The sequence below is a fragment of the Mesorhizobium sp. 113-1-2 genome, assembly GCF_016756475.1.
In the GTDB taxonomy this organism is placed as follows: Bacteria; Pseudomonadota; Alphaproteobacteria; order Rhizobiales; family Rhizobiaceae; genus Mesorhizobium; species Mesorhizobium loti_C.
Map to the genome: position 1 here is coordinate 4,595,695 of NZ_AP023242.1, position 22,337 is coordinate 4,618,031.

Here is a 22,337-nt window from a genome sequence, read left to right on the forward strand (position 1 = left end):
CGATGCTCCCGGATTTATTGGGTCCGGGAGAAAATGTTCCGACTTAGCTGGATATAGCTTCTGGAATGACCGATCCGGTGTTCTTCGCGCCATCACGCCGGTATACGGCGGCCGAAGTCGCGAATCTGACCGGCTCGGTGCTAGTCGATTCCGGCCAATCCGACGTTTCTATCGAGGCGCTGGCACCGGCCAGCGAAGGCGGTGCCAATGCGCTCGTCTTCGTCGACGGCCGGCGCAATTCCGCCTTGATGCCGTCACTGCGGGCGGCCGCTGTCCTGTGCCCGGCGGAATTTGCCAACAAGGCGCCGGCCGACATCGCCGTTTTGATCCATCCGCGTCCGCAACAGGCATTCGCGCTGGTCGGTCGACTGCTGTTCCCCACAGCCGCCACCCCGGGACCAATGACGGGTGAAACCGGTGTTTCGCCGCATGCCCATATCCATCCGACCGCGCGTGTCGAAGCCGGCGCGGTCATCGAGGCCGGCGTGGTCATCGGACCAGGCGTTTCGATTGGCAGCGGCACCGTCATCGCGCCCAACGCGGTCATTGGACAGTCCTGCCAGATCGGCCGTGACGGCTATGTCGGCCCGGGTGTCAGTATCCAGTATGCGTTGATCGGTAACCGGGTCATCATCCATGGCGGCGCCAGGATCGGCCAGGACGGTTTCGGCTTTGTGGGCGGTGCCAAGGGGCCGGAACGCGTTCCCCAGATCGGACGGGTTGTCATCCAGGACGATGTCGAGATCGGCTCGAATTCCACCGTCGATCGCGGCGCCATGTCGGATACGATCATCGGTCAGGGCACCAAGATCGACAATCTCGTGCAGATCGCCCATAACGTCCGCATCGGTCGCAATTGCATAGTAGCCGGGCTTTCGGGTATTTCCGGTTCCGTGGTCGTGGGTGACAATGTCACCATGGGCGGCGGTGTCGGGCTTGCCGATCATTTGACCATCGGCTCAGGAGCCAAGCTTGCCGCCAGAAGTGGGTTTATGAGCAATGTTCCCGCCGGCGAGATCTGGGGCGGTTATCCGGCACAGCCGATGGCGGAAGCCATGCGAGAGATAGCCATGTTGCGCACGATGGCCAGGGCACGCAAGCAGGGCAAGGACAATGGCTGATATGGTGGCGGCGGCGACGCTGGAAGCGGTTGACATAATGGGGCTGATGAAGCTCCTGCCGCATCGCTATCCCTTCCTGATGATCGACCGCATCGTCGATATCGATGGTGATGATTCCGCCGTCGGCATCAAGAACGTCACCATCAATGAACCGCATTTTCAGGGGCATTTCCCGGAGCAGCCGGTGATGCCGGGCGTGCTGATCGTCGAGGCCATGGCGCAGACGGCAGGCGCCATCTGCATCCGCAGCCTTGGGGCGTCGAAGCCGTCGCTGGTCTATTTCCTGACCATCGACAACGCCAAATTCCGCAAGCCGGTCGTTCCCGGCGACCAGTTGAAGATTCACGTCAAGAAAATCAAGAAGCGCGGCAACCTGCTCAAATTCGCCTGCGAAGCCCTGGTCGATGGCACCAAGGCGGCCGAGGCCGAGATTTCAGCCATGATGGTCACCGGCGACTGACGATCGAGTGCTTATGAAAATCGAGACTTCAATCCATCCTTCCTCCGTCGTGGAAGAGGGCGCTCAAATCGGCCAGGGTGTGCGTATAGGGCCGTTCTGCCATATCAGCGGCGATGCCGTGATCGGCGATGGTGTCGAACTGGTCAGCCATGTCTCCGTCATGGGCGCGACCACCATAGGCGCCTCGACCAAGGTCTATCCGATGGCGACATTGGGCGCACCGCCGCAGAACACCAAGCACAAAGGCGGTCGCACGACGCTGGTCATCGGCGCCAACTGCACCATCCGCGAAGGTGTCACCATGCATGTCGGCACCGACACCAGCCGCGGCGAGACGACAGTGGGTTGCAACGGCAATTTCCTTGCCTATGCCCACATCGCCCATGATTGCGTTGTTGGCAAGAACGCCACCTTCGCCAATGGCGCGACGCTGGGCGGACACTGCGAGATCGGCGACAACGTGTATATCGGCGGCCTCAGCGCCGTTCATCAATTCGTGCGTGTCGGCGACAACGCCTTTCTTGGCGGATGCTCGGCTTTTGTTGGCGATGTCATTCCCTATGCCATTGCCGTCGGCAACCGCGCCAGCTTACGCGGCTTGAACATCATCGGGCTCAAGCGCGCCGGTCTGCCGCGTTCGGAAATCTATCTGTTGCGCAAAGCCTACAGGACGATTTTCGACCGCTCCCGCACCGTCGGCGAGAACATCGAATTCGCCAAGGCCGAGTTCGCCTCTTCGCCGACCGCCATGAAGATCATCAATTTCATCACCAGTCGCGGCAAGCGCCATTATGCGGTGCCGTCGCTCAAGGGCAGCGATGGCGACGATGCCGATGATGAAGACTGAGACGGCGGCTGCTGGTCTTGGTCTCCCGCCAGATGCCAGGGTCGGCATCATCGCCGGCGGCGGCAGTCTTCCGGTCGAAGTCGCGGCCGGCTCGGCCGGGCAGGGCTATCCACCCTTCATCGTCCTCATGGAAGGCGAGGCCGATCGTCTGCCGGAATTGCGCCAGTATGAGCATGAAACCCTTGCCCTGGAGGCGATCGGCTCGCTTGTTCCCTTGCTCAAACGACATCGGATCACCCATCTTGTGCTTGCCGGCGAGATCAAGCGCCGACCAAGGCTGACGCACCTGCGCCCAAGCCTCAGCCTACTGGCAGTGATACCGGTTGTCGTGATGGCACTGGCGCGCGGCGACGATGGGCTGTTGAAAGTGGTAGCGCGAGGCCTCGAAGCACGGGGGATAAAGGTCGTGGGTGCCCACGAAATCGTGCCGAACCTTGTCGCAGCCGAAGGGACCTTGACCAAGGTGGAGCCTCAGAAGTCCGACTGGCGCGACATTGAGGCGGGCTTTGCCGCGGCAAAGGCCATCGGCGCGCTGGATATCGGCCAGGCGGCGGTCGCGGTCGGCGGCCGGACCATCGCGCTCGAGGGTATCGAGGGCACGGCCGGATTGCTCGACCGCGCAAAACTCTTGCGAGGCCACGGCCGCATCGCCGGCAAGACGCGCGGTGTGCTGGTCAAATGCGCCAAGCCAGGTCAGGAACTGCGCGCTGATCTTCCGTCCATAGGACCACAGACGGTCGAAGCAGCGCATGCGGCCAGGCTCGCCGGCATTGCCGTCGAGGCAGGGCGCTCGCTGATCCTCGAAGGTCCCGCAACCCTGTCGCGCGCCAATGAGCTCGGCCTGTTCATCGTTGGCCTGGCCGCAGCGGAGCCGGCGCATGGCTGACAAGGCGCTGAAGATCGCGATCGTTGCGGGTGAAGAATCGGGCGATCTGCTTGGCGCCGATATTGTGCGTTCGCTTCGCCAGGCAACAGGCCGCCAGGTGCAACTCGTCGGCCTCGGCGGCCGCCATCTCGGGGAATTGGGCCTGGTGTCGCCCTTCGACGCCGGCGAGATCGCGCTGATGGGTTTCAGTGCCGTCCTGCGCGATCTGCCGCGCCTTTTCAGGCGGATCGGCCAACTGGCCAAAACCATCGCTGAGGAAAAGCCGGATTGCCTGGTCACCATCGACAGCCCCGACTTTTCCTTGCGCGTCGCCAGGAAGGTGCGCGCGGCCAATCCGTCGATACCGATCATCCACTACGTCTGTCCGAGCGTCTGGGCCTGGCGGCCGGGCAGGGCGGTGGCGATGAAGCCTTATGTCGACCATATCCTCTGCATCCTGCCGTTCGAGGTGAAGGAACTCGAGCGGCTGGGCGGCCCGCCCGGAACCTATGTCGGGCATCGCCTCACGCATGATGCGGGTGTGCTCGCCGCCCAGAAGGCGCAGGCCTTGCCGCGCGATCTTGCCCAGGACCGCATCAAGACATTGCTGGTCCTGCCCGGCTCGCGGCGCGGCGAGGTGCGGCGGCTGGTCGACACGTTCGGTGAGACCGTATCGATGCTGCGCGGACGCGGACATCGTCTGCGGCTGCTGCTGCCGACGGTTCCGCATGTCGCCGACCTCGTCAAAGCCTCGGTCAATCGTTGGGATGAAAAACCTGAAATCATCGTGGATCCGCAACGCAAATGGCAGGCTTTCGGCAAGGCCGATGCCGCGCTGATCGCATCGGGAACCGTGTCGCTGGAACTGGCGTTGGCCGGTGTGCCGATGGTCTCGTGCTACAGGCTCGATCCTATCGCCCGTGCCGTAGCACCCTATTTCGTTTCCGTCTGGTCGGCGCTGCTGCCCAATCTGATCGCGGATCGTGCGCTTATCCCGGAGTTCTACAACGAGTACGTCAAGGCGAACAATCTGGCTCGCCAACTGGAAGCGTTGTTCGCCGACAGCGGCATGCGCGCCTGGCAGAAGGACGGCTTTGCCGAGATCGCCAGGCGCATGGCGACCGACAAGCCATCCGGCGAACTCGCGGCGAGCGTTGTGCTTCGTCATATGAAAAAGGCGCCCTGAGAGGCGCCTTTTTCGATTCAAGCAGACTCGGTCAGCGCTTGGCGATCGGCACGTAATCGCGCTCCGGCGCGCCGGTATAGAGCTGGCGCGGCCGGCCGATCTTCTGGCGCGGATCCTCGATCATCTCCTTCCACTGCGCGATCCAGCCGACGGTGCGGGCGACCGCGAACAGCACGGTGAACATGGTGGTGGGGAAGCCCAGCGCCTTCAGCGTGATGCCGGAATAGAAGTCGACATTCGGGTAGAGCTTCTTCTCGATGAAATAAGGATCGGTCAGCGCGATCTTTTCCAGTTCCATGGCGATGTCGAGCAGCGGATCGTCCTTGATGCCGAGTTCGCCCAGAACCTCGTGCGCCGTCTTCTGCATGATTTTCGCACGAGGATCATAGTTCTTGTAGACGCGGTGGCCAAAGCCCATCAGCCGGAACGGGTCGTTCTTGTCCTTGGCGCGGGCGATGAACTCCGGGATGTGATCGACATGGCCGATCTCGCCCAGCATGTTGAGCGCGGCTTCATTGGCGCCGCCATGCGCCGGGCCCCACAGGCAAGCGATGCCGGCGGCGATGCAGGCGAACGGGTTGGCGCCCGACGAGCCGGCGAGGCGAACCGTCGAGGTCGAGGCATTCTGCTCGTGATCGGCGTGCAGGATGAAGATGCGCTCCATGGCGCGGGCCAGAACCGGGTTGATCTTGTACTCCTCGCACGGCACGGCAAAGCACATGTGCAGGAAGTTTGCCGCGAAACCGAGATCGTTCTTCGGGTAAATGAAGGGTTGGCCGATGTGGTACTTGTAGGCCATGGCCGCGATCGTCGGCATCTTGGCGATCAGCCGCATGGAAGCGACCATGCGCTGGTACGGGTCGGAGATGTCAGTGGAGTCGTGATAGAAGGCCGAGAGCGCGCCGACCACGCCGCACATCACCGCCATCGGATGCGCATCGCGGCGGAAGCCGGTAAAGAAGCGCGACATCTGCTCGTGCACCATTGTGTGGCGCGTCACGCGGTAATCGAAATCGTCCTTCTGCGCCTTGGTCGGCAGTTCGCCGTAGAGCAGGAGATAGCAGACTTCGAGGAAGTCGCCGTGTTCGGCCAGCTGGTCGATCGGATAGCCGCGGTGGAGAAGAATACCGGCATCGCCGTCGATGAAGGTTATCTCGGACTCGCAGCTTGCCGTCGAGGTGAAGCCGGGGTCATAGGTGAAGGCGCCGGTCGTGCTGTAGAGCGAGGCGATGTCGATGACGTCGGGTCCGACGGAGCCGCTTCGCACCTTGAATTCATGGGTCTTGCCGGCGAATTGAAGCGTTGCCGTAGCCTCTTGGTTCGCGCCGCCCACATCCAGTTTTTTCGCAGCTTCGGTCATTGCAAACTCCTTGTTGTTTCCTCATGCCGGCAAAGGCAAATTCTGCAGAGCGACACGTCGAAATCACCGCAATGCGCGTATTCGCCACCGCATTTTAGGAGGTGCGTGCCAGATTGGGCCAAGGCCTAATGTTGCACTGCGAAACGCGCCTTTCAATGCCAATCTTCTTGGGCCGTTTGCTCCTAATCGATTTGATCCGCTATGCGCGCAAGGCTCTCCTCGCGCCCAAGCACGGCAAGCACGTCGAACACGCCCGGCGAGGTGCTTTTGCCGGTCAGCGCGGCCCGCAGCGGTTGGGCCACGGCGCCAAGCTTGTGGCCACCGGCCAGCGCATAGTCGCGGATCGCGGCTTCCGCCGCGGCAGCCGTCCAGTCGCTGGAAAGCACGTTCAAAGCTTCGTGAGCGCCACGCAGGATCTTGCGGGCATCGTCATTGAGCAGAAGCGCTGCTTTCTCGTCGAGCGCCAGCGGGCGCGTGGCAAACAGAAAGGCCGCGCCATCGACGAGCTCGACCAGCGTCTTGGCGCGCTCCTTCAGGCCTGGAAGGGCTGCCAGCAACTGCGCTTTGTTCTTGTCGTTGAGACGTGCGGCCATCGCCGGGCCACCCTCGAGATAGGGCAAAGTGGCGATCAAGATATCGAACAGCTCCGCGTCGGCCATGCGGCGCATATGCGCGCCGTTGATCGCTTCCAGCTTGGCGAAGTCGAAGCGGGCCGCGCCCTTGTTGACGTCGCCGATGTCGAACCAGGAGATCATGTCCTTGATCGACATGATCTCGTCGTCGCCATGGCTCCAGCCCAGGCGCGCGAGATAGTTGAGCAGCGCCTCCGGCAGGTAGCCCATGGCGCGATAGGCCTCGACGCCGAGTGCGCCGTGGCGCTTCGACAGCTTGGCGCCGTCGGCGCCATGGATCAGCGGGATGTGCGACATCGACGGCACGTCCCAGCCCATGGCGTTGTAGATCACGGTCTGGCGGGCGGCATTGGTCAGGTGGTCATCACCGCGGATGATATGCGTGACACCCATGTCGTGATCGTCGACGACGACGGCATGCATGTAGGTCGGGTTGCCGTCCGAGCGCAGGATGATGAAGTCGTCGAGATCCTTGTTGGGGAAGTGCACCTCGCCCTGGACGCGGTCGTGCACGACCGTCTCGCCCTCGGTTGGCGCCTTGATGCGGATGGCGCCCTTGACGCCCGCAGGCGCCTCGGAGGGGTCGCGATCGCGCCACTGGCCGTTGTAGCGCGGCGGCAGGCCCTTGGCGCGTGCTGCCTCGCGCATGGCCTCCAGCTCGGCCGGTGTCTCGTAGCTGTAATAGGCCTTACCCAGACGCACGAGTTCCTCAGCCACCTCGCGATGGCGCGGCGCACGCTCGAACTGCGATATGGCCTCGCCGTCCCAGGAAAGCCCAAGCCAGGTCAGTCCATCCAGAATGGCCTGGGTAGCCGCCTCGTTAAAGCGTTCGCGGTCGGTATCCTCGATGCGCAGCACCATCGTGCCGCCGGTGTGCTTGGCGTACAGCCAGTTGAACAGCGCCGTGCGCGCCCCACCGATATGCAGATAGCCGGTGGGCGAGGGGGCAAAACGGGTGACGACCTTGTCGGACATGAAACTCTCGGAAACCATCTGAAGCGGGGTGCGGCTGCGCGGACTTTCGCGCGCCCGGCGTTCATGTAGCATAGGGCGTCAGGGGTGCAAGGGGCAGACCCGATGGCTGGACGAGGGCGGGGCTTGGATCGGGGCGAGGACGCTAGTGTTGGCGTCAGCGAGCGATCCCTGTTTGCGATCCCGTCGCCAACCTCACTGCCGCCATCACCCGTTGTGCCTGCGCCAGGCAGCCAACCGCTGCAGGCGGATGTTCCGGCGCCACTTCCGTCCCCTGTCTTGGGCCGGATTGTGCGTGTCCGGCGGCAACTCGGCCAGGTCTCCCTGCCTCGCCTGCGCCATAGCGTGGCGATGGCAGCGGAACTGGAGCTTGACCGGGGCATCGCCTTCCTGCTGGTGCCGGTCTGTCTGGCTGCTGGAGCGATCGGCTATTATTCGCTGTCGGCGGAGCCCGACTTCGCAAGACCTGTCGCGCTCGTCGTGCTGATGGCGATCTGCGCGCTTGTCTCGCGCTCCTGGCCGAAAACCCACCTGGGCTTCATGGCGGCATTGTTGTGCGCGCTTGGCCTGCTTGCCGCCAAGGTCGAGACATGGCGGGCGGGCACCCAGATGCTGGGTTCGGAAATCTCTACGCAAGTGACCGGCCGCGTCGTTTCGCTCGACCGGATGGAGACCGGCCGCATCCGGCTGACCATCGACGTGACGTCGACCGCGCGGCCGACACTGCGCTATGCGCCGGAAAGGGTCCGGCTTTCAGCGCGCAATATCCCGGCGGACATGACTGCCGGCTCCCTGGTCACCGGCTATGCCAAACTGTTGCCGCCAACCGGTCCCGTGCGGCCGGACAGCTACGATTTCTCCTTCGACAGCTATTTCGCCGGCATTGGCGGCAGCGGCTTCTTTCTCGGCAATCCAAAGCTTGTCGCAGCCGATGATGGTGAGATGCCGCTCACGGCCCGCCTTTTCTCCGGCATAGAAAACGCCCGTGAAGCCATTGCCGATCATATCCGGGCCACGGTCGGCGGTGCCGAAGGCGAGATCGCGGCGGCGCTGATCGTCGGCGTGCGGGCCGGCATTCCCGATGAAATCAACGAAGCGATGCGGCGCACCGGCATCTACCACATCATCTCCATTTCCGGACTGCATATGGCGCTGGTCGCCGGCACCATCATGGGTCTGCTGCGCGGGGCTTTCGCGCTGTTTCCGGACTTTTCCGCGCGCCGGCCGGTGAAGAAATACGCCGCTGCTGCAGCCCTGTTCTCGATCGCCGCCTATCTCGTCATTTCCGGTGTTGTCGTCGCCGCCGAACGCAGCTTCATCATGCTGGGGGTGATGCTGATTGCCGTGCTGTTTGATCGCGCGGCGCTGACGATGCGCAATTTGGCGATCTCAGCGATCGCCGTCATCGTGGTGTCGCCGCATGAAGTCGTCGGCCCAAGCTTCCAGATGTCGTTCGCTGCGACTGCGGCTTTGGTCGGTGCCTATGCAGGCTGGGCTGATCACCGCGCGGGAAAGGCAAGGCCGCCACCGCCGAAGCGATCGCTACCGGGCTTTCTCGCTCGAAAATTCCTCGCGCTCACAGGAGGGGTGGCGATGACGTCCATCATTGCCGGCAGTGCCACGGCGCTGTTTGCAATATGGCACTTCCAGCGTGTGTCGCCGCTCAGCCTGTTCGCAAATCTGGCTATCATGCCAATTGTCTCAGTCGTCATGTTTCTGGCGGTTGTCAGTGCTTTGACAATGCCCTTTGGTTTGGACGGGCCCTTTCTCCACTTGATGGGCAAAGGCCTGACGGCGATGATCGCCATATCGGCGTGGATATCGGAACGCTCTCCCGTCGATGCGGTCGGGCTGATTTCGCAGCACTCCGTCCTGCTAGTGACGATTGCCCTGGTCATCGCGACGATGGCGACGACATGGCTGCGGCTCGCGGCACTGCCCTTCGCGCTTGCCGGACTGTTGACGGTGTCGGATACGCGCACGCCAGATGTGCTTATCTCGGAAGATGCGCGGCTGGTCGCGCTACCGATCGGCGGCGGCGAACTCGCGGTCAGCCGGGCTCGCCCGAACGAGTTCACCGTCGACAATTGGAAACGCGCGCTGGTGTCCGAAACCATCGTCGCGCCGGAGATGTTCGACAAGGCGGACGGGCAATTCGGCATTGCCGATGCCGTCAACCTCCCGCCTGGAGCGCCATTCTATTGCACGGATGGTGTCTGTCTTGCCCGGCACCCATCGGGTGCGATCATCGCACATGTCGAAGACCGCAAGGCCACCTGGAAGGCCTGCGGTTTTGCCGATCTGATCGTCGTCAATGACGCGACAGGCTATGATGCCTGCCACAATCCGCTGGTTCTTGTCGTTACCAAACGGCAACTGGCCCGAAAGGGCAGTGCCGCCGTCTTCTTCGACCGCCAATCGGCGACCGGTCCGCCAATCGTCAGTTTCGCGGTGGATGGACCGTATCGGCCCTGGCATGCGCAGCGAAAATTTTCACGCGAGGCGAGGGGGCTGGCGCCCTATCAAAAACCTGAAAAGACGGCCGTTCCTGCTCAGTAGCGCCGGATCAACCCGACCAGCTTGCCTTGCACCTTGACCCTGTCGGGCCCGAAAATGCGCGTCTCGTAGGCCGGGTTGGCGGCTTCGAGCGCAATCGAGGCGCCCTTGCGGCGGAACCGTTTCAGCGTCGCTTCCTCCTCGTCGACCAGGGCGACGACGATCTCTCCCGGGCTTGCCGTATCGGCGTTGCGGATAATGACCGTGTCGCCATCGAAGATGCCGGCCTCGATCATCGAGTCGCCCTTGACCTCCAGCGCATAGTGCTCGCCACCCATGATCATGTCCGGGGGCACCGAGATCGAATGCGTCTGATGCTGGATGGCATCGATCGGCACACCGGCGGCGATACGGCCCATCACCGGGATCGACACGGCGGAGACCGCGTCGTCATCATTGCCGGCTGAGGGCAGGCGCGATGGTGCCGGCTTGATCTGGCGGCCAAGGCCGCCCTGACCGAGACTGCCCTGGATGACGCTCGGCGAGAATTTCTTTGCCGCGTTGAGGCCAGGCGCGATCGAATCCGGCAACCGCAGCACTTCCAGCGCGCGTGCCCGGTTCGGCAGCCGGCGAATGAAGCCACGTTCCTCCAGTGCCGTGATCAGTCGATGGATCCCCGACTTGGAGGCAAGATCGAGCGCTTCCTTCATCTCGTCGAAGGAAGGCGGAATGCCGCTTTCCTTGAGCCGTTCATGAATGAACATCAGCAGTTCATGTTGCTTGCGTGTCAGCATGGCGGCCCCCAAGGCATTGAACGAAGGGTGTGAACCAGAATCGAAAAACAAACCCAGAACAAACACTATCTGTTCCAGTTGTGTTCTGCAACTGTTTAAAGTTTAGTGAATTTGTTAAAGCCTCAGAAATTTTCGCTCCAGGTGGCAGGCGTCAACCGACCACCTCCACCGTCGGCACGTGCATTGAAATCATTATGGTTAATAGCCTGTGGCCTATCCTCTTATCCTGTTTGGCATCAGGCGTTTGAAAGGCATTCTCAGGGTGGATTGTATGGCGAACGGATCCATTTTCGGCGGAACGAAACGAAATCAAAACGTCAACAATCGCTGGCTATGCGGAGATAGAACGCGTTCAGGCTCCCGGCATCGCTCCGACCAGAACCTGGGCGTAGGCGCCCGCATCGATATTGCCGCCGGAGATAACGCGCCGCGGCAAGGTCATCCGGAAACCGCTTTCAGACTGCCGGCGCGTACGGTGTAGGGATTGGCACAATTGTCTTCGCTGTGCACATAGACGTGCAGCGTGTAGCCGATATGCGCCGTCATCAGCGCTTTTGCCCGCTCCACATCGCGATCGAGCGCCGCTTCCATGATCTCGGTGTGATGCTCGATGGCGATCGCCTCGCGCAAGGCGTCCATGGCCTCGCCATAGCCATCCTTGAGGCCGGCCGCCGCCCGCAATGTCGGCGCCAGACCGAGAAAACGATGATGCCGCCGCAACTGATCGGCGATCGTCGAGCGGAAGCGCAAAAGCCAGTTGGATGTTGCCGCGCTCAGCAGCGCCGCATGGAAGGCCTCATGGCTCTCGTCCCATTTGTCGACGGCCGCATCGGAAGGGTCGTCGACCGCGGTCTTGCAGCGCGAGAGCCGGTAATGGGCGGTGACGACCGCGTCCTCCCATTCTCTGCCGCCATTCGCGATCGATTCCAGGAACAGCGGCATTTCGACAACCATCCTTGCGCGCGCCAGATCCTCGAGCTCGGCGCGCGACACGGGAGCGACGGCAAAGCCGCGATTGCTGATGGCGGTGACCAGGCGCTCGGCTTCAAGTCGGGACAAGGCTTCCCTCAGCGGCGTCCAGCCGACGCCGTATGTGGCGCGCAGCGCGCTCAGCTTGAGCGGCGCGCCCGGCATCAGGCGGGTGGTCAAGATATCGCGCCGCAGCAGCTGATAGGCCGCTTCGGTCTTAGTGGAGCTGTTCTGATCCTGCATCGCGATCCGTCCATCATCGGGCTTGCGAAAATTATATATGATGTGGAGGCATGGCAAGAATTATATATAATGTTTGACACGCGGCGAGGGACTGACCATGATCGCCGCAGTTGCCGCCCTATGAGCGGCGCTGATCAAATCTGGGAGGAAATGATGTTGAAGTCGAAATCCGCTTGGCTGTCGGGATTGGCCCTGGCGGGCGCATTGATGCTCAGCGCCGGGAGCGCCGCAGCCGATCAGATCCGCATCGGCATCGCCAATTTCGGCGAGCATCCGCAGCTCAACGCTGCCATAGCCGGCTTCAAGAAGGCACTGACGGACAATGGCTTTGTCGAGGGCAAGGACGTCGTCTACACGGAAAGCCATACCAATTTCGACGCATCGCTGGTGCCGCAGATGATCGCCAAGCTGCAGGCGGAACAGCCCAAGCTGATCTACACCATCACCACGCCGGTCTCGCAGATCGCCAAGAAGGCGCTCGCGGGCTCCGGCATTCCGATCGTCTTTGCCGCGGTCACCGACCCGGTCGCGGCCAAGCTGGTGCCGTCGTGGGACGCCGGCGACGACGGCATGACCGGCGCCAGCGATCTGCAGGATGTCGCCGCGGTGATGGCCTTCACCAAGAAGCTGCTGCCGAACGCCAAGCGCTTCGGCGTGCCTTACAATCCAGGCGAGGCCAATGACGTTGCGCTGATCGAAAAGATCAAGGCGGCGGCACCGGCGGCCGGCTTCGAAGTAGTGGAAGTCGGTGTCGACAACGTCAATGACATCCAGCAACGTATCGCCTCGCTCGCCGGCAAGGTCGACGTAATCTACGGCCCGGCTTCGAACCTGATCCAGCCGGCGATCGCCGCAGTTTCCGCGGCTGCCCGCCAGGCCGGCATCCCGGTCGTTAACTCCGATGACAGCGCGGTCCGCAACGGCACCGTACCGGCGAGCTTCGCGGTCAATTACACGCAGGTCGGCATGAACGCCGGCAACATCGCCGCCGAGATCCTCAAGGGCAAGGATCCCAAGACGATCGCGCCGTCGCGCCCGGCCTACAAGGACCACATGGCAACGATTTCCCGCAAGGCGATGGCCGCGTTCGGCATCGAGATACCGGCTTCGTTGGCCGATTGCGGCTGCATCGTCGACTGATATCGGGCTGCGGCGGTGACGGCGTTGGCGCCGTCACCGTTCATGCCAGGGAGGAACGATGCTCGATATCCGATCCGCGCGCAAAGTATTCTACAAGGGCCAGGGCGACGAGAAGGTCGCGCTGGACGGCCTCAGCCTGTCACTGGCCACAGGTGAGTTCGGCATCGTCATCGGCTCCAACGGCGCCGGCAAGAGCAGCATGCTCAACGCCATTTCCGGAGCCCTTGTCCTGGATACCGGCAAGATCCTGATCAACGGCGCCGATGTGACAGCTATGCCGGTGTACAAGCGCGCCACAAGACTGGCGCGTGTCTTCCAGGATCCGATGCGCGGCACCGCCGCCAGCATGACCGTGGCGGAGAACATGCTGCTGGCCGATCTGCGCAGCCAGAAACGCACGCTGCGACAAGGGCTGAACGCCACGCGGCTTGCGTCCTACAAGGAGCGCCTGTCGATATTGGGCCTTGGCCTTGAAAATCGTCTCGACACCCGCGTCGACCTGCTTTCGGGCGGGCAGCGTCAGTCGCTGTCACTGATCATGGCGGTCGGCGGATCGCCGGACCTGCTGCTGCTCGACGAGCATACCGCAGCGCTCGATCCGCGCACGGCCGAGATCGTCATGCAGGCGACGGTGCGCGCCGTCAACGCGCTGAAGCTGACCACGCTGATGGTGACCCACAACATGCAGCACGCCGTCGACTATGGCAGCCGGGTGATCATGCTCGACGCAGGTCGGGTCCTGCTGGAAGTTACCGGCGAGGAGAAGGCCAGGGTCACGGTGATCGACCTGATTGGCCATTTTTCCGTCAAGACCGACCGCATGTTGCTGGCGAGCTGATCATCATGGGTTTTATTCAGGAGGTTCTCACCAGCTTCGTCGCGATCATGCCGGTCACCCTGGCGCAAAGCTTGATCCTGGCCTTTGTCGTGCTCGGCATCATGATCCCGTTTCGCATGCTGAATTTTCCCGATCTCACCAGCGAAGGCGCCTTTCCACTGGGCGGCTGCGTCTGCGGCGTGCTGCTGGCTGCCGGCGTATCGCCGCTGACCTGCATCGTGGTCGCATTCGTGGCGGGCTTCGCGGCGGGCTGCTGCACCGCCTTCATCCATCTGCGCTTTCGCATCCACACGCTGCTCGCGGGCATCCTGATGATGACGATGCTCTACAGCATCAACCTTCGCATCATGGGCAAGTCCAACCTCTCCGTTTTCGGCTCGCCAATGGTGTTTGACTGGGTGCCATTCGCGCGGCCAGGTTTCCCCGCCAGCAAGATCGTTGTCGCCGGCCTTCTCGCGCTCGTCGTCTTCGGCGCGCTCTACATGTTCTTCAGAACCGAGAAGGGGACCGCCGTGCGCGCCGTCGGCGCCAATCCCGACATGGCCGAGGCGCAAGGAATCAATGTCTGGGCAGCGACCATTGGCGGCGTCGGGCTGGCGAGCGCGTTTTCAGCCTCGAGCGGCGCGCTGATGGTGCAGTCGCAGGGATTTGCCGACGTCAATATGGGGCTAGGTATCCTCATCAACGGCCTGGCCGCGCTGATGATCGGCGAGGCGGTCGTCGGCAAGCAGACGGTCTGGCGTCAACTGCTGGCGCCCTTTGCCGGCGCGATCATCTACTACCAGCTGGTGTCGTTCTGCCTCGCCGCCGGCATGCCGCCGCCTGACCTGAAGCTTGCCACGGGCCTGTTCGTGCTGGCCATGCTTGCTCTGCCCAGCCTCAAGCGCAGCCGGGGACCCGCGCCCGCGCGCGAAGCGATCCGTGAATAACCAGGGAATGTCACAAATCATGCGTGCAACGATCGATCTCGCCGCCGTCGAAGCCATGGATGCGGCGGACCCGCTGCGTGCCATGCGCGACCGCTTTATTCTGCCGGAAGGTGTGATCTACCTCGACGGCAATTCGCTGGGCGCCGCGGCGCCCGCCGTCTTCAACGAACTGCAGAAGGCCGCGACGCAGGAATGGGCGCAGGACCTCATCCGTGCCTGGAACACCGCCGGCTGGTTCGATATGCCGGTCGCGCTCGGCGATCAGCTGGGACGTCTGATCGGCGCCGCTTCCGGCCAGACGGTGGTCTGCGACACGACCTCGATCAACATCTACAAGGTGCTGCATGCCGCCCTCGGCATGCGGCCGAACCGCTCGGTCATCGTCGCCGAGGGCGACAGTTTCCCGACCGATCTCTACATGGCCGAAGGCGTGGCCTCGACGCGGCCGGGCACGGTGCTGCGGCTCGAAGGCGTCGACGCGCCAACCATTGAGGAACTGATCGACGAGCGCGTCGCGGTCATCCTGGTCAACCACGTCAATTACAAAACCGGACAATTGCGCGACATGGCCGCCCTGACATGCAAGGCCCATCAGGTCGGCGCGCTGATCGTCTGGGACCTCTGCCATACGGCCGGCGCGCTGCCGGTCGAGCTCGATGCCGCGAATGCCGATTTCGCCATCGGCTGCACCTACAAATATCTCAATGGCGGTCCGGGTGCGCCGGCCTTCATCTATGCCGCGAAACGCCATCACGACGACGTCCACCAGCCGCTGAGCGGATGGTGGGGCCATGCGCGACCCTTCGCTTTCGAGCAAAGCTACACGGCCGGCAGCGGCATCCGCCGGTTCCTGTGCGGCACGCAGCCTGTGCTGTCGATGCGGGCGCTGAAAGGGGCTCTGGATATCTGGGACGATGTCGACATGGCGGCGGTGCGCAAGAAGAGCATCGCACTCACCGACCTGTTCATCCAGCTCGTCGAAGCCAGATGCGGCGCCTACGGCCTCGAACTCGAAGGTCCGCGCGACGGCAATGCGCGCGGCAGCCAGGTGTCGTTCCTCCACCCGCATGGCTACCAGGTGATGCGGGCCCTGATCGAGCGCGGCGTGATTGGCGATTTCCGCGCGCCGTCGACCATCCGCTTCGGCTTCACGCCGCTCTATGTCGGCTACAAGGACGTCTGGCAGGCGGTTGAGGTGCTTGAAGACATCCTGCGCACCGGCGCCTGGCAGGAGGCGCGCTTCGCGGTCAAGACCGCGGTTACTTGAGACGTCGGCGCAATTTCAGGAAAAGTGTGAAGCGGTTTTCCGTCCGGAATTGCGCCAAAGCAAAAAGTCAAAGCCGGGTGCGGACCGTCCACAGTTCGGGAAACAGCACGACCTCGAGCATCTTCTTCAGATAGGACGCCCCCGAGGTGCCACCGGTGCCGCGCTTCAGGCCGATGATGCGCTCGACCGTGGTGACGTGGTTGAAGCGCCAGCGGCGGAAATAGTCCTCGAAATCGACCAGCTTCTCCGCCAGTTCATAGAACATCCAGTAGCGCTGCGGATCGCGGTAGACGGTCTGCCAGGCGACCAGGACTTCTTCATTCTCGGTTCGCGTCTCCCGCCAGTCCGTGCGCCTGGCATCGGCGCCGATGTCGAACCCGTTGCGCGCCAGAAGCAGCAGCGCTTCATCGTAGAGGGACGGCTGGGCCAGGATCGCCTCCAGCTTGCCGATGAGGTTCGGCCGGTGCTTGTGAGGTCCGAGCATGGCAAGGTTGCGGTTGCCGGCCATGAATTCGATGGCGCGGTATTGCCAGGACTGGAAGCCGGAGGACTGGCCGAGCGCGTCGCGGAACTCGGTGTATTCGCTCGGCGTCATCGTGCGTAGCACGTCCCAGGCATTGTTGAGCTGCTCGAAAATGCGGGCGACGCGCGACAGCATCTTGAAGCTCGGCTCGAGCCGGTCGGCGCGAATCGAGCGGATCGCGGCGCCGATCTCGTGCAGAGCGAGTTTCATCCAGAGTTCCGAGGTCTGGTGCTGGATGATGAACAGCATTTCGTCATGCGCCGACGACAGTGGCGTCTGTGCCTCCAGCACTTTCTCCAGGTGCAGATAGTCGCTGTAGGACATGCGTTCCTTGAACGACATCTGCGCGCCTTCAGACGCCGGATCGTAGGGTTCGCTCAATGGATTTTCTCCGTGCGCAGCCGGAATCGCTGGATCTTGCCGGTCTGGGTCTTGGGCAAGGCGGCGATGAATTTGACCGATCGCGGATATTTGTATGGCGCGATCGTTGCCTTGACGTGGTCCTGCAGGCGCTTGACGGTCAACGCATCGGGCGCCACGCCTTGCACCAGCACGACATGCGCCTCGACGATCTGGCCGCGTTCGCCATCCTCGGCGCCGATGACAGCGCATTCGGCGACATCGGGATGCGACAGGAGGGCCGCCTCGACCTCTGGCCCGGCAATGTTGTAGCCGGCGCTGACGATCATGTCGTCGGAACGCGCGGCAAAATGGAAGAAACCGTCCTCGTCCTGGGTAAAAGTGTCGCCGGTGAGGTTCCAGCCGTCGCGCACATACTCTTTCTGCCTTTCATCGGCCATGTAGCGGCAGCCGGTTGGGCCACGCACCGCCAGCCGCCCGGTCTCGCCGCGCGGCACCTCACGCATCGCGTCGTCGACGATGCGCGCTTCGTAGCCGCCGACGGGCTTGCCGGTCGATGCCGGCTTCCTGTCGTCAAAACGGTTGGAGATGAAGATGTGCAGCATTTCCGTGGCGCCGATGCCGTCGAGGATCGGCTTGCCGGTCTTCTGCGTCCACTCTTCGAAGACCGGAGCCGGCAAGGTCTCGCCGGCCGAAACCGCGACGCGCAGCGACGACAAATCGGCACCTTCATCCATGGCCTTCAGCATGGCGCGGTAGGCCGTCGGCGCGGTGAAGGAAATCGTCGCTTTGTAGGTTTCGATGATGTGGATCATGTTGGGCGGCGTCGCCTGTTCCAGCAGTGTCGCCGCAGCTCCGAAGCGCAGGGGGAAGATGGCGAGCCCGCCAAGGCCGAAGGTGAAGGCGAGCGGCGGCGAGCCGACGAAGATATCGTCCGGTGTGACCTGGAGGATTTCACGGGCATAGGCGTCGGCGATGATCAGCAGGTCACGGTGGAAATGCATCGTTGCCTTCGGCACGCCCGTCGTGCCCGAGGTGAAGCCGAGCAGCGCGACATCGTCGCGGCCGGTGTTGACGGCGCTGAAGGTGACCGGCTTGTCGAGTGCGATGCGGTCGAGTTCGGCGTCATGGTTGGCAGTGCCGTCGAAGCCGATCACCTGCTTGAGGAACGCGCTGTCCTTGGCACAGGCGGTCATCTCGTCCATCAGCCTGGTGTCGCAAAGCGCGGTGGTTATTTCCGCCTTGTCGACGATCTTGGTGAGCTCGCCGGCGCGCAGCATCGGCATGGTGTTGACGACCACGGCGCCGACCTTGGTGGCTGCCAGCCAGCAGGCGACCATTGCCGGGTTGTTGGCTGAGCGGATCAGCACCCGATTGCCCGGCTTGACGCCGTAATTCTCGACCAGCGCGTGCGCCAGCCTGTTCGTCCAGTCGGACAGTTCCTTGTAGGTGCGGCGGCGGCCATTGCCGATCAGGGCGGTATGATCGCCAAGCCCCTTCTCGACCAGCCTGTCGGTCAATTCGACGCCGGCGTTGAGATGTTCTGGATAGTCGAAGCCGTCGAGCAGGAAATCCGGCCATTGATCCGGCGGGGGCAGATGATCGCGCGTGAACGTGTCGATATGCGCTGAAGGCCCAAGCATCTCGCCGCCATCCCATCTGCTGCCTGGTCAGATGCGCGAAGCACCTGTCCGAGGTGGTGGATATGAAGTTCCCGTCTTTTCGCGAGAGGCTTCGTGCGGCTGGCTACACCTGTTCGACGATGCCACCTTGAAGGGTGAACATCCGCAGGTTTGGACAGCACAGCAGACCTCCCATTGTCGGCTGTTCTTCGGGCAGGATCGCACCAGTCGAAATTTGTTTCAAGCCTAAAATGTTTTTGCCACGAGGCATTGACGCATGGCATGGTGACGGCCATTGCTAGCGCCAAAGGGATGCGCTTTGGGGAGGGTGCCGATGCTCGAACACCGCATTGCCGATTGGGACAATGCCTACGCCAATGGTGCGAATATCGCCGGCAGCGACCGTTGGCCGGCCGCATGGACCGAACCGGCGCAAGCGTTTCGGGACGGGCTATTGGCTGAGGGCCGGGCTCGCATTGACATTGCCTATGGCGAGCGACCGCGCAATCGGTTCGATCTTTTCCTTCCCGAGGTTTCGCCCAAGGGGCTCGTCGTGTTCATCCATGGTGGTTATTGGCTGGAGTCCGACAAGAACGACTGGTCGCACCTGGCCAAGGGCGCGGTCGGCAACGGCTTTGCCGTGGCGATGCCGTCCTACACGCTGTGCCCGGACATACGCATCGCCAGCATCGTCCGCGAAATCGGCGCGGCGATCGACAAGGCGGCGGCAATGGTCGAGGGACCGCTGATGCTGACCGGGCATTCGGCCGGCGGACATCTCGCCAGCCGCATGGTGACCACGTCAACGCCCTTGGCCACCGATGTGGCGAAGCGCATTCGCCACGTCGTCTCGATTTCAGGCCTGCATGATCTGCGTCCGCTTATGTTCACCGGGCACAATGCGACACTGGCGATCGATGAACCGGAGGCACTGGCCGAAAGCCCGGCGCTGCTGCGGCCGATGGACGGCGTTCGCATCACTTGCTGGGTCGGCGGTGGCGAGCGCTCGGAGTTCCTGCGCCAGACTGCGTTGCTGGCCAACATCTGGACCGGCCTTGGCGCCACCACCAGTGCCGTGGTCGAGCCCGACCGGCATCATTACGACATTGTCGACGGCCTCGCCGATCCGGCGCACGCACTGACGCGAACCTTGATCTCGGAATAACCGAGATCATTTTTCCACGTTATCAGCGGTTTATGTGGCGGTTCTTCAGCGCAGCATCAGCACGCTACAAGTGTCGCCGGCAGCGGATGCGGGGGCATACGGTGCCCGCACGATCAGCCCGTTGGCGTCGGCCAGCATCCTCAGCATCGAGGAATCCTGGATGCTGAACGGCGTCGCCACCAGCCCGTCCTTGTCTTCCCTGACTACCGCCCGCACATAATCCTGGCGCAGATCATTGGCCGGCATTGCGGCGCCAAGCCGCACCGGACGGATGTCCTGGTGATGATTGCGGCCGCCGAGCCTTGCCAGCAGCGGCTTCAGGAACAGTTGCGAGCAGACCAGGCTTGCCACCGGGTTGCCGGGCAGGCCGATGCACTTGATGGCGCCGAGGCGGCCGAACATCAGCGGCTTGCCGGGGCGCATGGCAATCTTCCAGAAGCCGAGTTCCATGCCTTCGCCGGTCAGCACGTCATGGATCAGATCGTGGTCGCCGACCGAGGCGCCGCCAAGCGTGACGATAACATCCGCACCGGCCGCGACCGCTTTTTGCACCAGCGCTGCGATGGCGTCCCTGCGGTCGGCGGCAATGCCGAGATCGAGCGCGCGAGCGCCGACCGATTGCGCCGCCGCAGCAACGCCATAGGCATTGGACGAGATGATCTGGTCGGGCCCGAGTTCGCTGCCGGGCGGCAAAAGCTCGTCGCCGGTGGCGATGATGGCGACCAGCGGGCGCCTGACGACAGTGACTGTGGGATGGTTGGCCGATGCAGCCAGCGACAGCGCCGCCGGGTCGAGCACGCGGCCTATTTCCAGCAGCACGTCGCCTTTGGAAAAGTCGAGGCCGATGCGGCGGATGTTGCGCCACTCCGCCGTCGGCTCGGTCACTTCGATATGGCCGTCGCCGAGATCCCGGACGTTTTCCTGGATGACGATGGTGTCGGCGCCCTCAGGCAGCGGGGCACCGGTGAAGATGCGCACGGCCTGGCGCTCGCCAACGGAGCCGCCAAAGCCACGCCCGGCCGGCGCCATGCCGATCACCGAAAGTCGCGCCGGCGCCGACGCGACATCGACTGCGCGAGTGGCATAACCATCCATGGCCGAGGCATTGAAGGGCGGCTGGGTGCGCAGGGCTGTGACAGGCTCCGCCAGCACACGATCGACCGCGTCGAGGAGAGCAACGCTTTCGCCGGCTAGTGGCGCTGCGCCATCCAGCAGGCGTTCGAGCGCCTCCGCGACCGGAACCAGCGCCATCAGGCGCCAGCCTTGTAGTCGCCGGACTTGCCACCGGTCTTTTCCACCAGGCGGATGCCGGAGATGACCATGGCGCGGTCCACGGCCTTGGCCATGTCGTAAATGGTCAGGCAGGCGACCGATGCTGCGGTCAGCGCCTCCATCTCGACGCCCGTCATGCCGGTGACGCGCGCCAGCGCGGTGACTTTCAGGCCGGGCAGCGCGTGGTCGGGCTCGATGTCGATGGAAACCTTGGTGAGGAGCAGCGGATGACAGAGCGGGATCAGCTCATGCGTCTTCTTCGCCGCCATGATGCCGGCGATGCGCGCGGTGCCGAGCACGTCGCCCTTCTTGGCGTTGCCGGCGAGGATGGTCTTCAGCGTCTCGGGCTGCATCGACACGAAACCTTCGGCGATCGCCGTGCGCGTCGTTTCTTGCTTGTCGCCGACATCGACCATGTTGGCCTCGCCCTGCGCGCCGAGATGGGTGAGGGCAGCTGTCATCGTCAGACGGCCTCGGCCAGCGCCTTGCCCGTCAAAAGCAGGCGCGTTGCCGCGGTGACATCCTGTTGCCGCATCAGGCTTTCGCCGACGAGGAAGGTGCCGATGCCGGTCTTCTGCATCCTGAGGCAGTCGTCATGGGTGAAAATGCCGCTCTCGCTAACCAGCAGGCGGCCGCTCGGCACCATCGGCGCCAGCCGCTCCGAGGTTTTGAGGCTGGTTTCGAACGTTCTCAGATTGCGGTTGTTGATGCCGATCAGCCGCGACGACAGTTTTACAGCGCGCAACGTTTCTGCCTCGTCATGCACCTCGATCAGCGCATCCATGCCGAGTTCGAATGCGGTCGCTTCCAATTCGCTCGCCAGGGCGTCATCGACGCTGGCCATGATGATCAGGATGGCGTCGGCACCCCAAGCGCGCGCCTCATAGACCTGGTAGGGATCGAACAGGAAATCCTTGCGCAGCGCGGGCAGGGCGACGGCTGCCCGTGCCTTGGTGAGAAATTCCGGAGCGCCCTGGAAGGACGGCGCATCCGTCAAGACAGAAAGGCAGGCGGCGCCGCCCTTCTCATAGGCCTGCGCCAGTGCCGGCGGATCGAAGTCGGCCCGGATCAGCCCTTTGGAGGGGCTGGCCTTCTTGATTTCGGCGATCAGGGCGAAGTTGCCCGATCTGCGCTTCGCCTCGAGTGCGGCGAGAAAGCCGCGCGGTGCGTCGGCGTCTTTTGCCCGCGCCTTGATCTCGGCCAGCGGCACGCGTGCCTTGGCCGCGGCGATCTCGTCGCGCTTGTAAGCCTCGATCTTGCGCAGAATGTCAGACAC

At 63.2% G+C, this 22,337-nt stretch carries 20 protein-coding genes; 11 read left to right on the plus strand and 9 right to left on the minus strand.

Annotated features, from left to right (window positions below; all coding sequences use genetic code 11):
* The first annotated feature begins 65 nt into the window (after positions 1-65).
* From lpxD to lpxB, 5 genes are read left to right on the plus strand one after another with little or no spacing between them, the layout of a single operon-like run.
* Positions 66-1,121 carry a UDP-3-O-(3-hydroxymyristoyl)glucosamine N-acyltransferase gene (gene lpxD / locus JN279_RS22255; RefSeq protein WP_202350235.1) on the plus strand — a complete coding sequence of 352 codons (1,056 nt, stop codon included), beginning with the start codon at positions 66-68 and terminating at the stop codon, positions 1,119-1,121.
* Positions 1,114-1,581, plus strand: coding sequence for a 3-hydroxyacyl-ACP dehydratase FabZ (gene fabZ / locus JN279_RS22260; RefSeq protein ID WP_095200163.1), 468 nt, complete (start codon positions 1,114-1,116; stop codon positions 1,579-1,581). Before lpxD ends, fabZ begins: the two co-directional genes overlap by 8 nt.
* Positions 1,582-1,594: 13 nt before the next feature.
* Positions 1,595-2,428 carry an acyl-ACP--UDP-N-acetylglucosamine O-acyltransferase gene (lpxA, locus tag JN279_RS22265; protein ID WP_202350236.1) on the plus strand — a complete coding sequence of 278 codons (834 nt, stop codon included), beginning with the start codon at positions 1,595-1,597 and terminating at the stop codon, positions 2,426-2,428.
* Positions 2,400-3,314, plus strand: a complete 915-nt coding sequence (locus JN279_RS22270; protein ID WP_183459810.1) for an LpxI family protein — start codon at positions 2,400-2,402, stop codon at positions 3,312-3,314. The genes lpxA and JN279_RS22270 overlap by 29 nt, the downstream gene beginning before the upstream one ends.
* The gene (gene lpxB / locus JN279_RS22275; RefSeq protein WP_202350237.1) at positions 3,307-4,479 is read left to right on the plus strand and encodes a lipid-A-disaccharide synthase; all 1,173 of its coding nucleotides are present in this window, start codon (positions 3,307-3,309) and stop codon (positions 4,477-4,479) included. The genes JN279_RS22270 and lpxB overlap by 8 nt, the downstream gene beginning before the upstream one ends.
* A 31-nt stretch (positions 4,480-4,510) precedes the next feature.
* On the opposite strand, the gene gltA is transcribed toward lpxB, so the two are convergent.
* Positions 4,511-5,839 carry a citrate synthase gene (gene gltA, locus JN279_RS22280; RefSeq protein WP_019858188.1) on the minus strand — a complete coding sequence of 443 codons (1,329 nt, stop codon included), beginning with the start codon at positions 5,837-5,839 and terminating at the stop codon, positions 4,511-4,513.
* 182 nt (positions 5,840-6,021) lie between these two features.
* Positions 6,022-7,446, minus strand: coding sequence for a glutamate--tRNA ligase (gene gltX, locus JN279_RS22285; protein ID WP_202350238.1), 1,425 nt, complete (start codon positions 7,444-7,446; stop codon positions 6,022-6,024).
* A 102-nt stretch (positions 7,447-7,548) separates the two neighbouring features.
* On the opposite strand from gltX, the gene JN279_RS22290 reads away from it, so the two are divergent.
* Positions 7,549-10,002, plus strand: coding sequence for a ComEC/Rec2 family competence protein (locus JN279_RS22290; protein WP_202350239.1), 2,454 nt, complete (start codon positions 7,549-7,551; stop codon positions 10,000-10,002).
* Here JN279_RS22290 and lexA read toward each other — a convergent pair.
* Positions 9,996-10,733, minus strand: coding sequence for a transcriptional repressor LexA (gene lexA / locus JN279_RS22295; RefSeq protein ID WP_096446241.1), 738 nt, complete (start codon positions 10,731-10,733; stop codon positions 9,996-9,998). The two genes, JN279_RS22290 and lexA, sit on opposite strands and share 7 nt — an antisense overlap.
* Before the next feature lie 438 nt (positions 10,734-11,171).
* Positions 11,172-11,945, minus strand: a complete 774-nt coding sequence (locus tag JN279_RS22300; protein WP_202350240.1) for a GntR family transcriptional regulator — start codon at positions 11,943-11,945, stop codon at positions 11,172-11,174.
* Between the two features lie 153 nt (positions 11,946-12,098).
* Here JN279_RS22300 and JN279_RS22305 point away from each other — a divergent pair, with 153 nt between their 5' ends.
* The 4 genes from JN279_RS22305 to kynU are packed head-to-tail and all read left to right on the plus strand — an operon-like array spanning position 12,099 to position 16,119.
* The gene (locus tag JN279_RS22305; RefSeq protein WP_202350241.1) at positions 12,099-13,085 is read left to right on the plus strand and encodes an ABC transporter substrate-binding protein; all 987 of its coding nucleotides are present in this window, start codon (positions 12,099-12,101) and stop codon (positions 13,083-13,085) included.
* Between the two features lie 58 nt (positions 13,086-13,143).
* Positions 13,144-13,923: an ABC transporter ATP-binding protein gene (locus JN279_RS22310; protein ID WP_202350242.1), complete on the plus strand. Its 780-nt coding sequence runs from the start codon at positions 13,144-13,146 to the stop codon at positions 13,921-13,923.
* 5 nt (positions 13,924-13,928) lie between these two features.
* Positions 13,929-14,852 (plus strand): ABC transporter permease, encoded by a 924-nt coding sequence (locus JN279_RS22315; protein WP_096446233.1) that lies wholly within the window; start codon positions 13,929-13,931, stop codon positions 14,850-14,852.
* Between the two features lie 19 nt (positions 14,853-14,871).
* The gene (gene kynU / locus JN279_RS22320; protein WP_202350243.1) at positions 14,872-16,119 is read left to right on the plus strand and encodes a kynureninase; all 1,248 of its coding nucleotides are present in this window, start codon (positions 14,872-14,874) and stop codon (positions 16,117-16,119) included.
* Between the two features lie 67 nt (positions 16,120-16,186).
* Here the strand turns inward: kynU and kynA are convergent, their stop codons facing one another.
* Both kynA and JN279_RS22330 read right to left on the minus strand, forming a co-directional pair.
* Entirely contained in the window at positions 16,187-17,023 is an 837-nt protein-coding gene (kynA, locus tag JN279_RS22325; RefSeq protein WP_244734081.1) for a tryptophan 2,3-dioxygenase, read from the minus strand.
* On the minus strand, positions 17,020-18,645 hold the full coding sequence (locus JN279_RS22330; RefSeq protein ID WP_096446227.1) for an AMP-binding protein: 1,626 nt from the start codon (positions 18,643-18,645) through the stop codon (positions 17,020-17,022). The genes kynA and JN279_RS22330 overlap by 4 nt, the downstream gene beginning before the upstream one ends.
* 313 nt (positions 18,646-18,958) lie before the next feature.
* Here JN279_RS22330 and JN279_RS22335 point away from each other — a divergent pair, with 313 nt between their 5' ends.
* Positions 18,959-19,789, plus strand: coding sequence for an alpha/beta hydrolase (locus JN279_RS22335; protein WP_202350244.1), 831 nt, complete (start codon positions 18,959-18,961; stop codon positions 19,787-19,789).
* A 45-nt stretch (positions 19,790-19,834) separates the two neighbouring features.
* Here the strand turns inward: JN279_RS22335 and JN279_RS22340 are convergent, their stop codons facing one another.
* The 3 genes from JN279_RS22340 to trpC are packed head-to-tail and all read right to left on the minus strand — an operon-like array spanning position 19,835 to position 22,337.
* Entirely contained in the window at positions 19,835-21,040 is a 1,206-nt protein-coding gene (locus JN279_RS22340; RefSeq protein WP_202350245.1) for a molybdopterin molybdotransferase MoeA, read from the minus strand.
* Positions 21,040-21,522: a cyclic pyranopterin monophosphate synthase MoaC gene (gene moaC, locus JN279_RS22345; RefSeq protein WP_202350246.1), complete on the minus strand. Its 483-nt coding sequence runs from the start codon at positions 21,520-21,522 to the stop codon at positions 21,040-21,042. The genes JN279_RS22340 and moaC overlap by 1 nt, the downstream gene beginning before the upstream one ends.
* Before the next feature lie 2 nt (positions 21,523-21,524).
* A complete protein-coding gene (trpC, locus tag JN279_RS22350) occupies positions 21,525-22,337 on the minus strand; it encodes an indole-3-glycerol phosphate synthase TrpC (RefSeq protein WP_202350247.1) in 813 nt (270 codons plus the stop codon).

Excerpts from the sequence above, each read along its gene's own strand:
- lpxD (WP_202350235.1), top strand. The coding sequence starts at position 66 with ATGACCGATCCGGTGTTCTTCGCGCCATCACGCCGGTATACGGCGGCC.
- JN279_RS22290 (WP_202350239.1), top strand. The coding sequence starts at position 7,549 with ATGGCTGGACGAGGGCGGGGCTTGGATCGGGGCGAGGACGCTAGTGTT.
- lexA (WP_096446241.1), bottom strand. The coding sequence starts at position 10,733 with ATGCTGACACGCAAGCAACATGAACTGCTGATGTTCATTCATGAACGG.
- lpxB (WP_202350237.1), top strand. The coding sequence starts at position 3,307 with ATGGCTGACAAGGCGCTGAAGATCGCGATCGTTGCGGGTGAAGAATCG.
- JN279_RS22335 (WP_202350244.1), top strand. The coding sequence starts at position 18,959 with ATGCTCGAACACCGCATTGCCGATTGGGACAATGCCTACGCCAATGGT.
- JN279_RS22300 (WP_202350240.1), bottom strand. The coding sequence starts at position 11,945 with ATGCAGGATCAGAACAGCTCCACTAAGACCGAAGCGGCCTATCAGCTG.
- gltX (WP_202350238.1), bottom strand. The coding sequence starts at position 7,446 with ATGTCCGACAAGGTCGTCACCCGTTTTGCCCCCTCGCCCACCGGCTAT.
- JN279_RS22340 (WP_202350245.1), bottom strand. The coding sequence starts at position 21,040 with ATGGCGCTGGTTCCGGTCGCGGAGGCGCTCGAACGCCTGCTGGATGGC.
- JN279_RS22315 (WP_096446233.1), top strand. The coding sequence starts at position 13,929 with ATGGGTTTTATTCAGGAGGTTCTCACCAGCTTCGTCGCGATCATGCCG.
- lpxA (WP_202350236.1), top strand. The coding sequence starts at position 1,595 with ATGAAAATCGAGACTTCAATCCATCCTTCCTCCGTCGTGGAAGAGGGC.
- gltA (WP_019858188.1), bottom strand. The coding sequence starts at position 5,839 with ATGACCGAAGCTGCGAAAAAACTGGATGTGGGCGGCGCGAACCAAGAG.
- JN279_RS22270 (WP_183459810.1), top strand. The coding sequence starts at position 2,400 with ATGGCGACGATGCCGATGATGAAGACTGAGACGGCGGCTGCTGGTCTT.
- JN279_RS22330 (WP_096446227.1), bottom strand. The coding sequence starts at position 18,645 with ATGCTTGGGCCTTCAGCGCATATCGACACGTTCACGCGCGATCATCTG.
- fabZ (WP_095200163.1), top strand. The coding sequence starts at position 1,114 with ATGGCTGATATGGTGGCGGCGGCGACGCTGGAAGCGGTTGACATAATG.
- moaC (WP_202350246.1), bottom strand. The coding sequence starts at position 21,522 with ATGACAGCTGCCCTCACCCATCTCGGCGCGCAGGGCGAGGCCAACATG.
- JN279_RS22310 (WP_202350242.1), top strand. The coding sequence starts at position 13,144 with ATGCTCGATATCCGATCCGCGCGCAAAGTATTCTACAAGGGCCAGGGC.
- kynU (WP_202350243.1), top strand. The coding sequence starts at position 14,872 with ATGCGTGCAACGATCGATCTCGCCGCCGTCGAAGCCATGGATGCGGCG.
- JN279_RS22305 (WP_202350241.1), top strand. The coding sequence starts at position 12,099 with ATGTTGAAGTCGAAATCCGCTTGGCTGTCGGGATTGGCCCTGGCGGGC.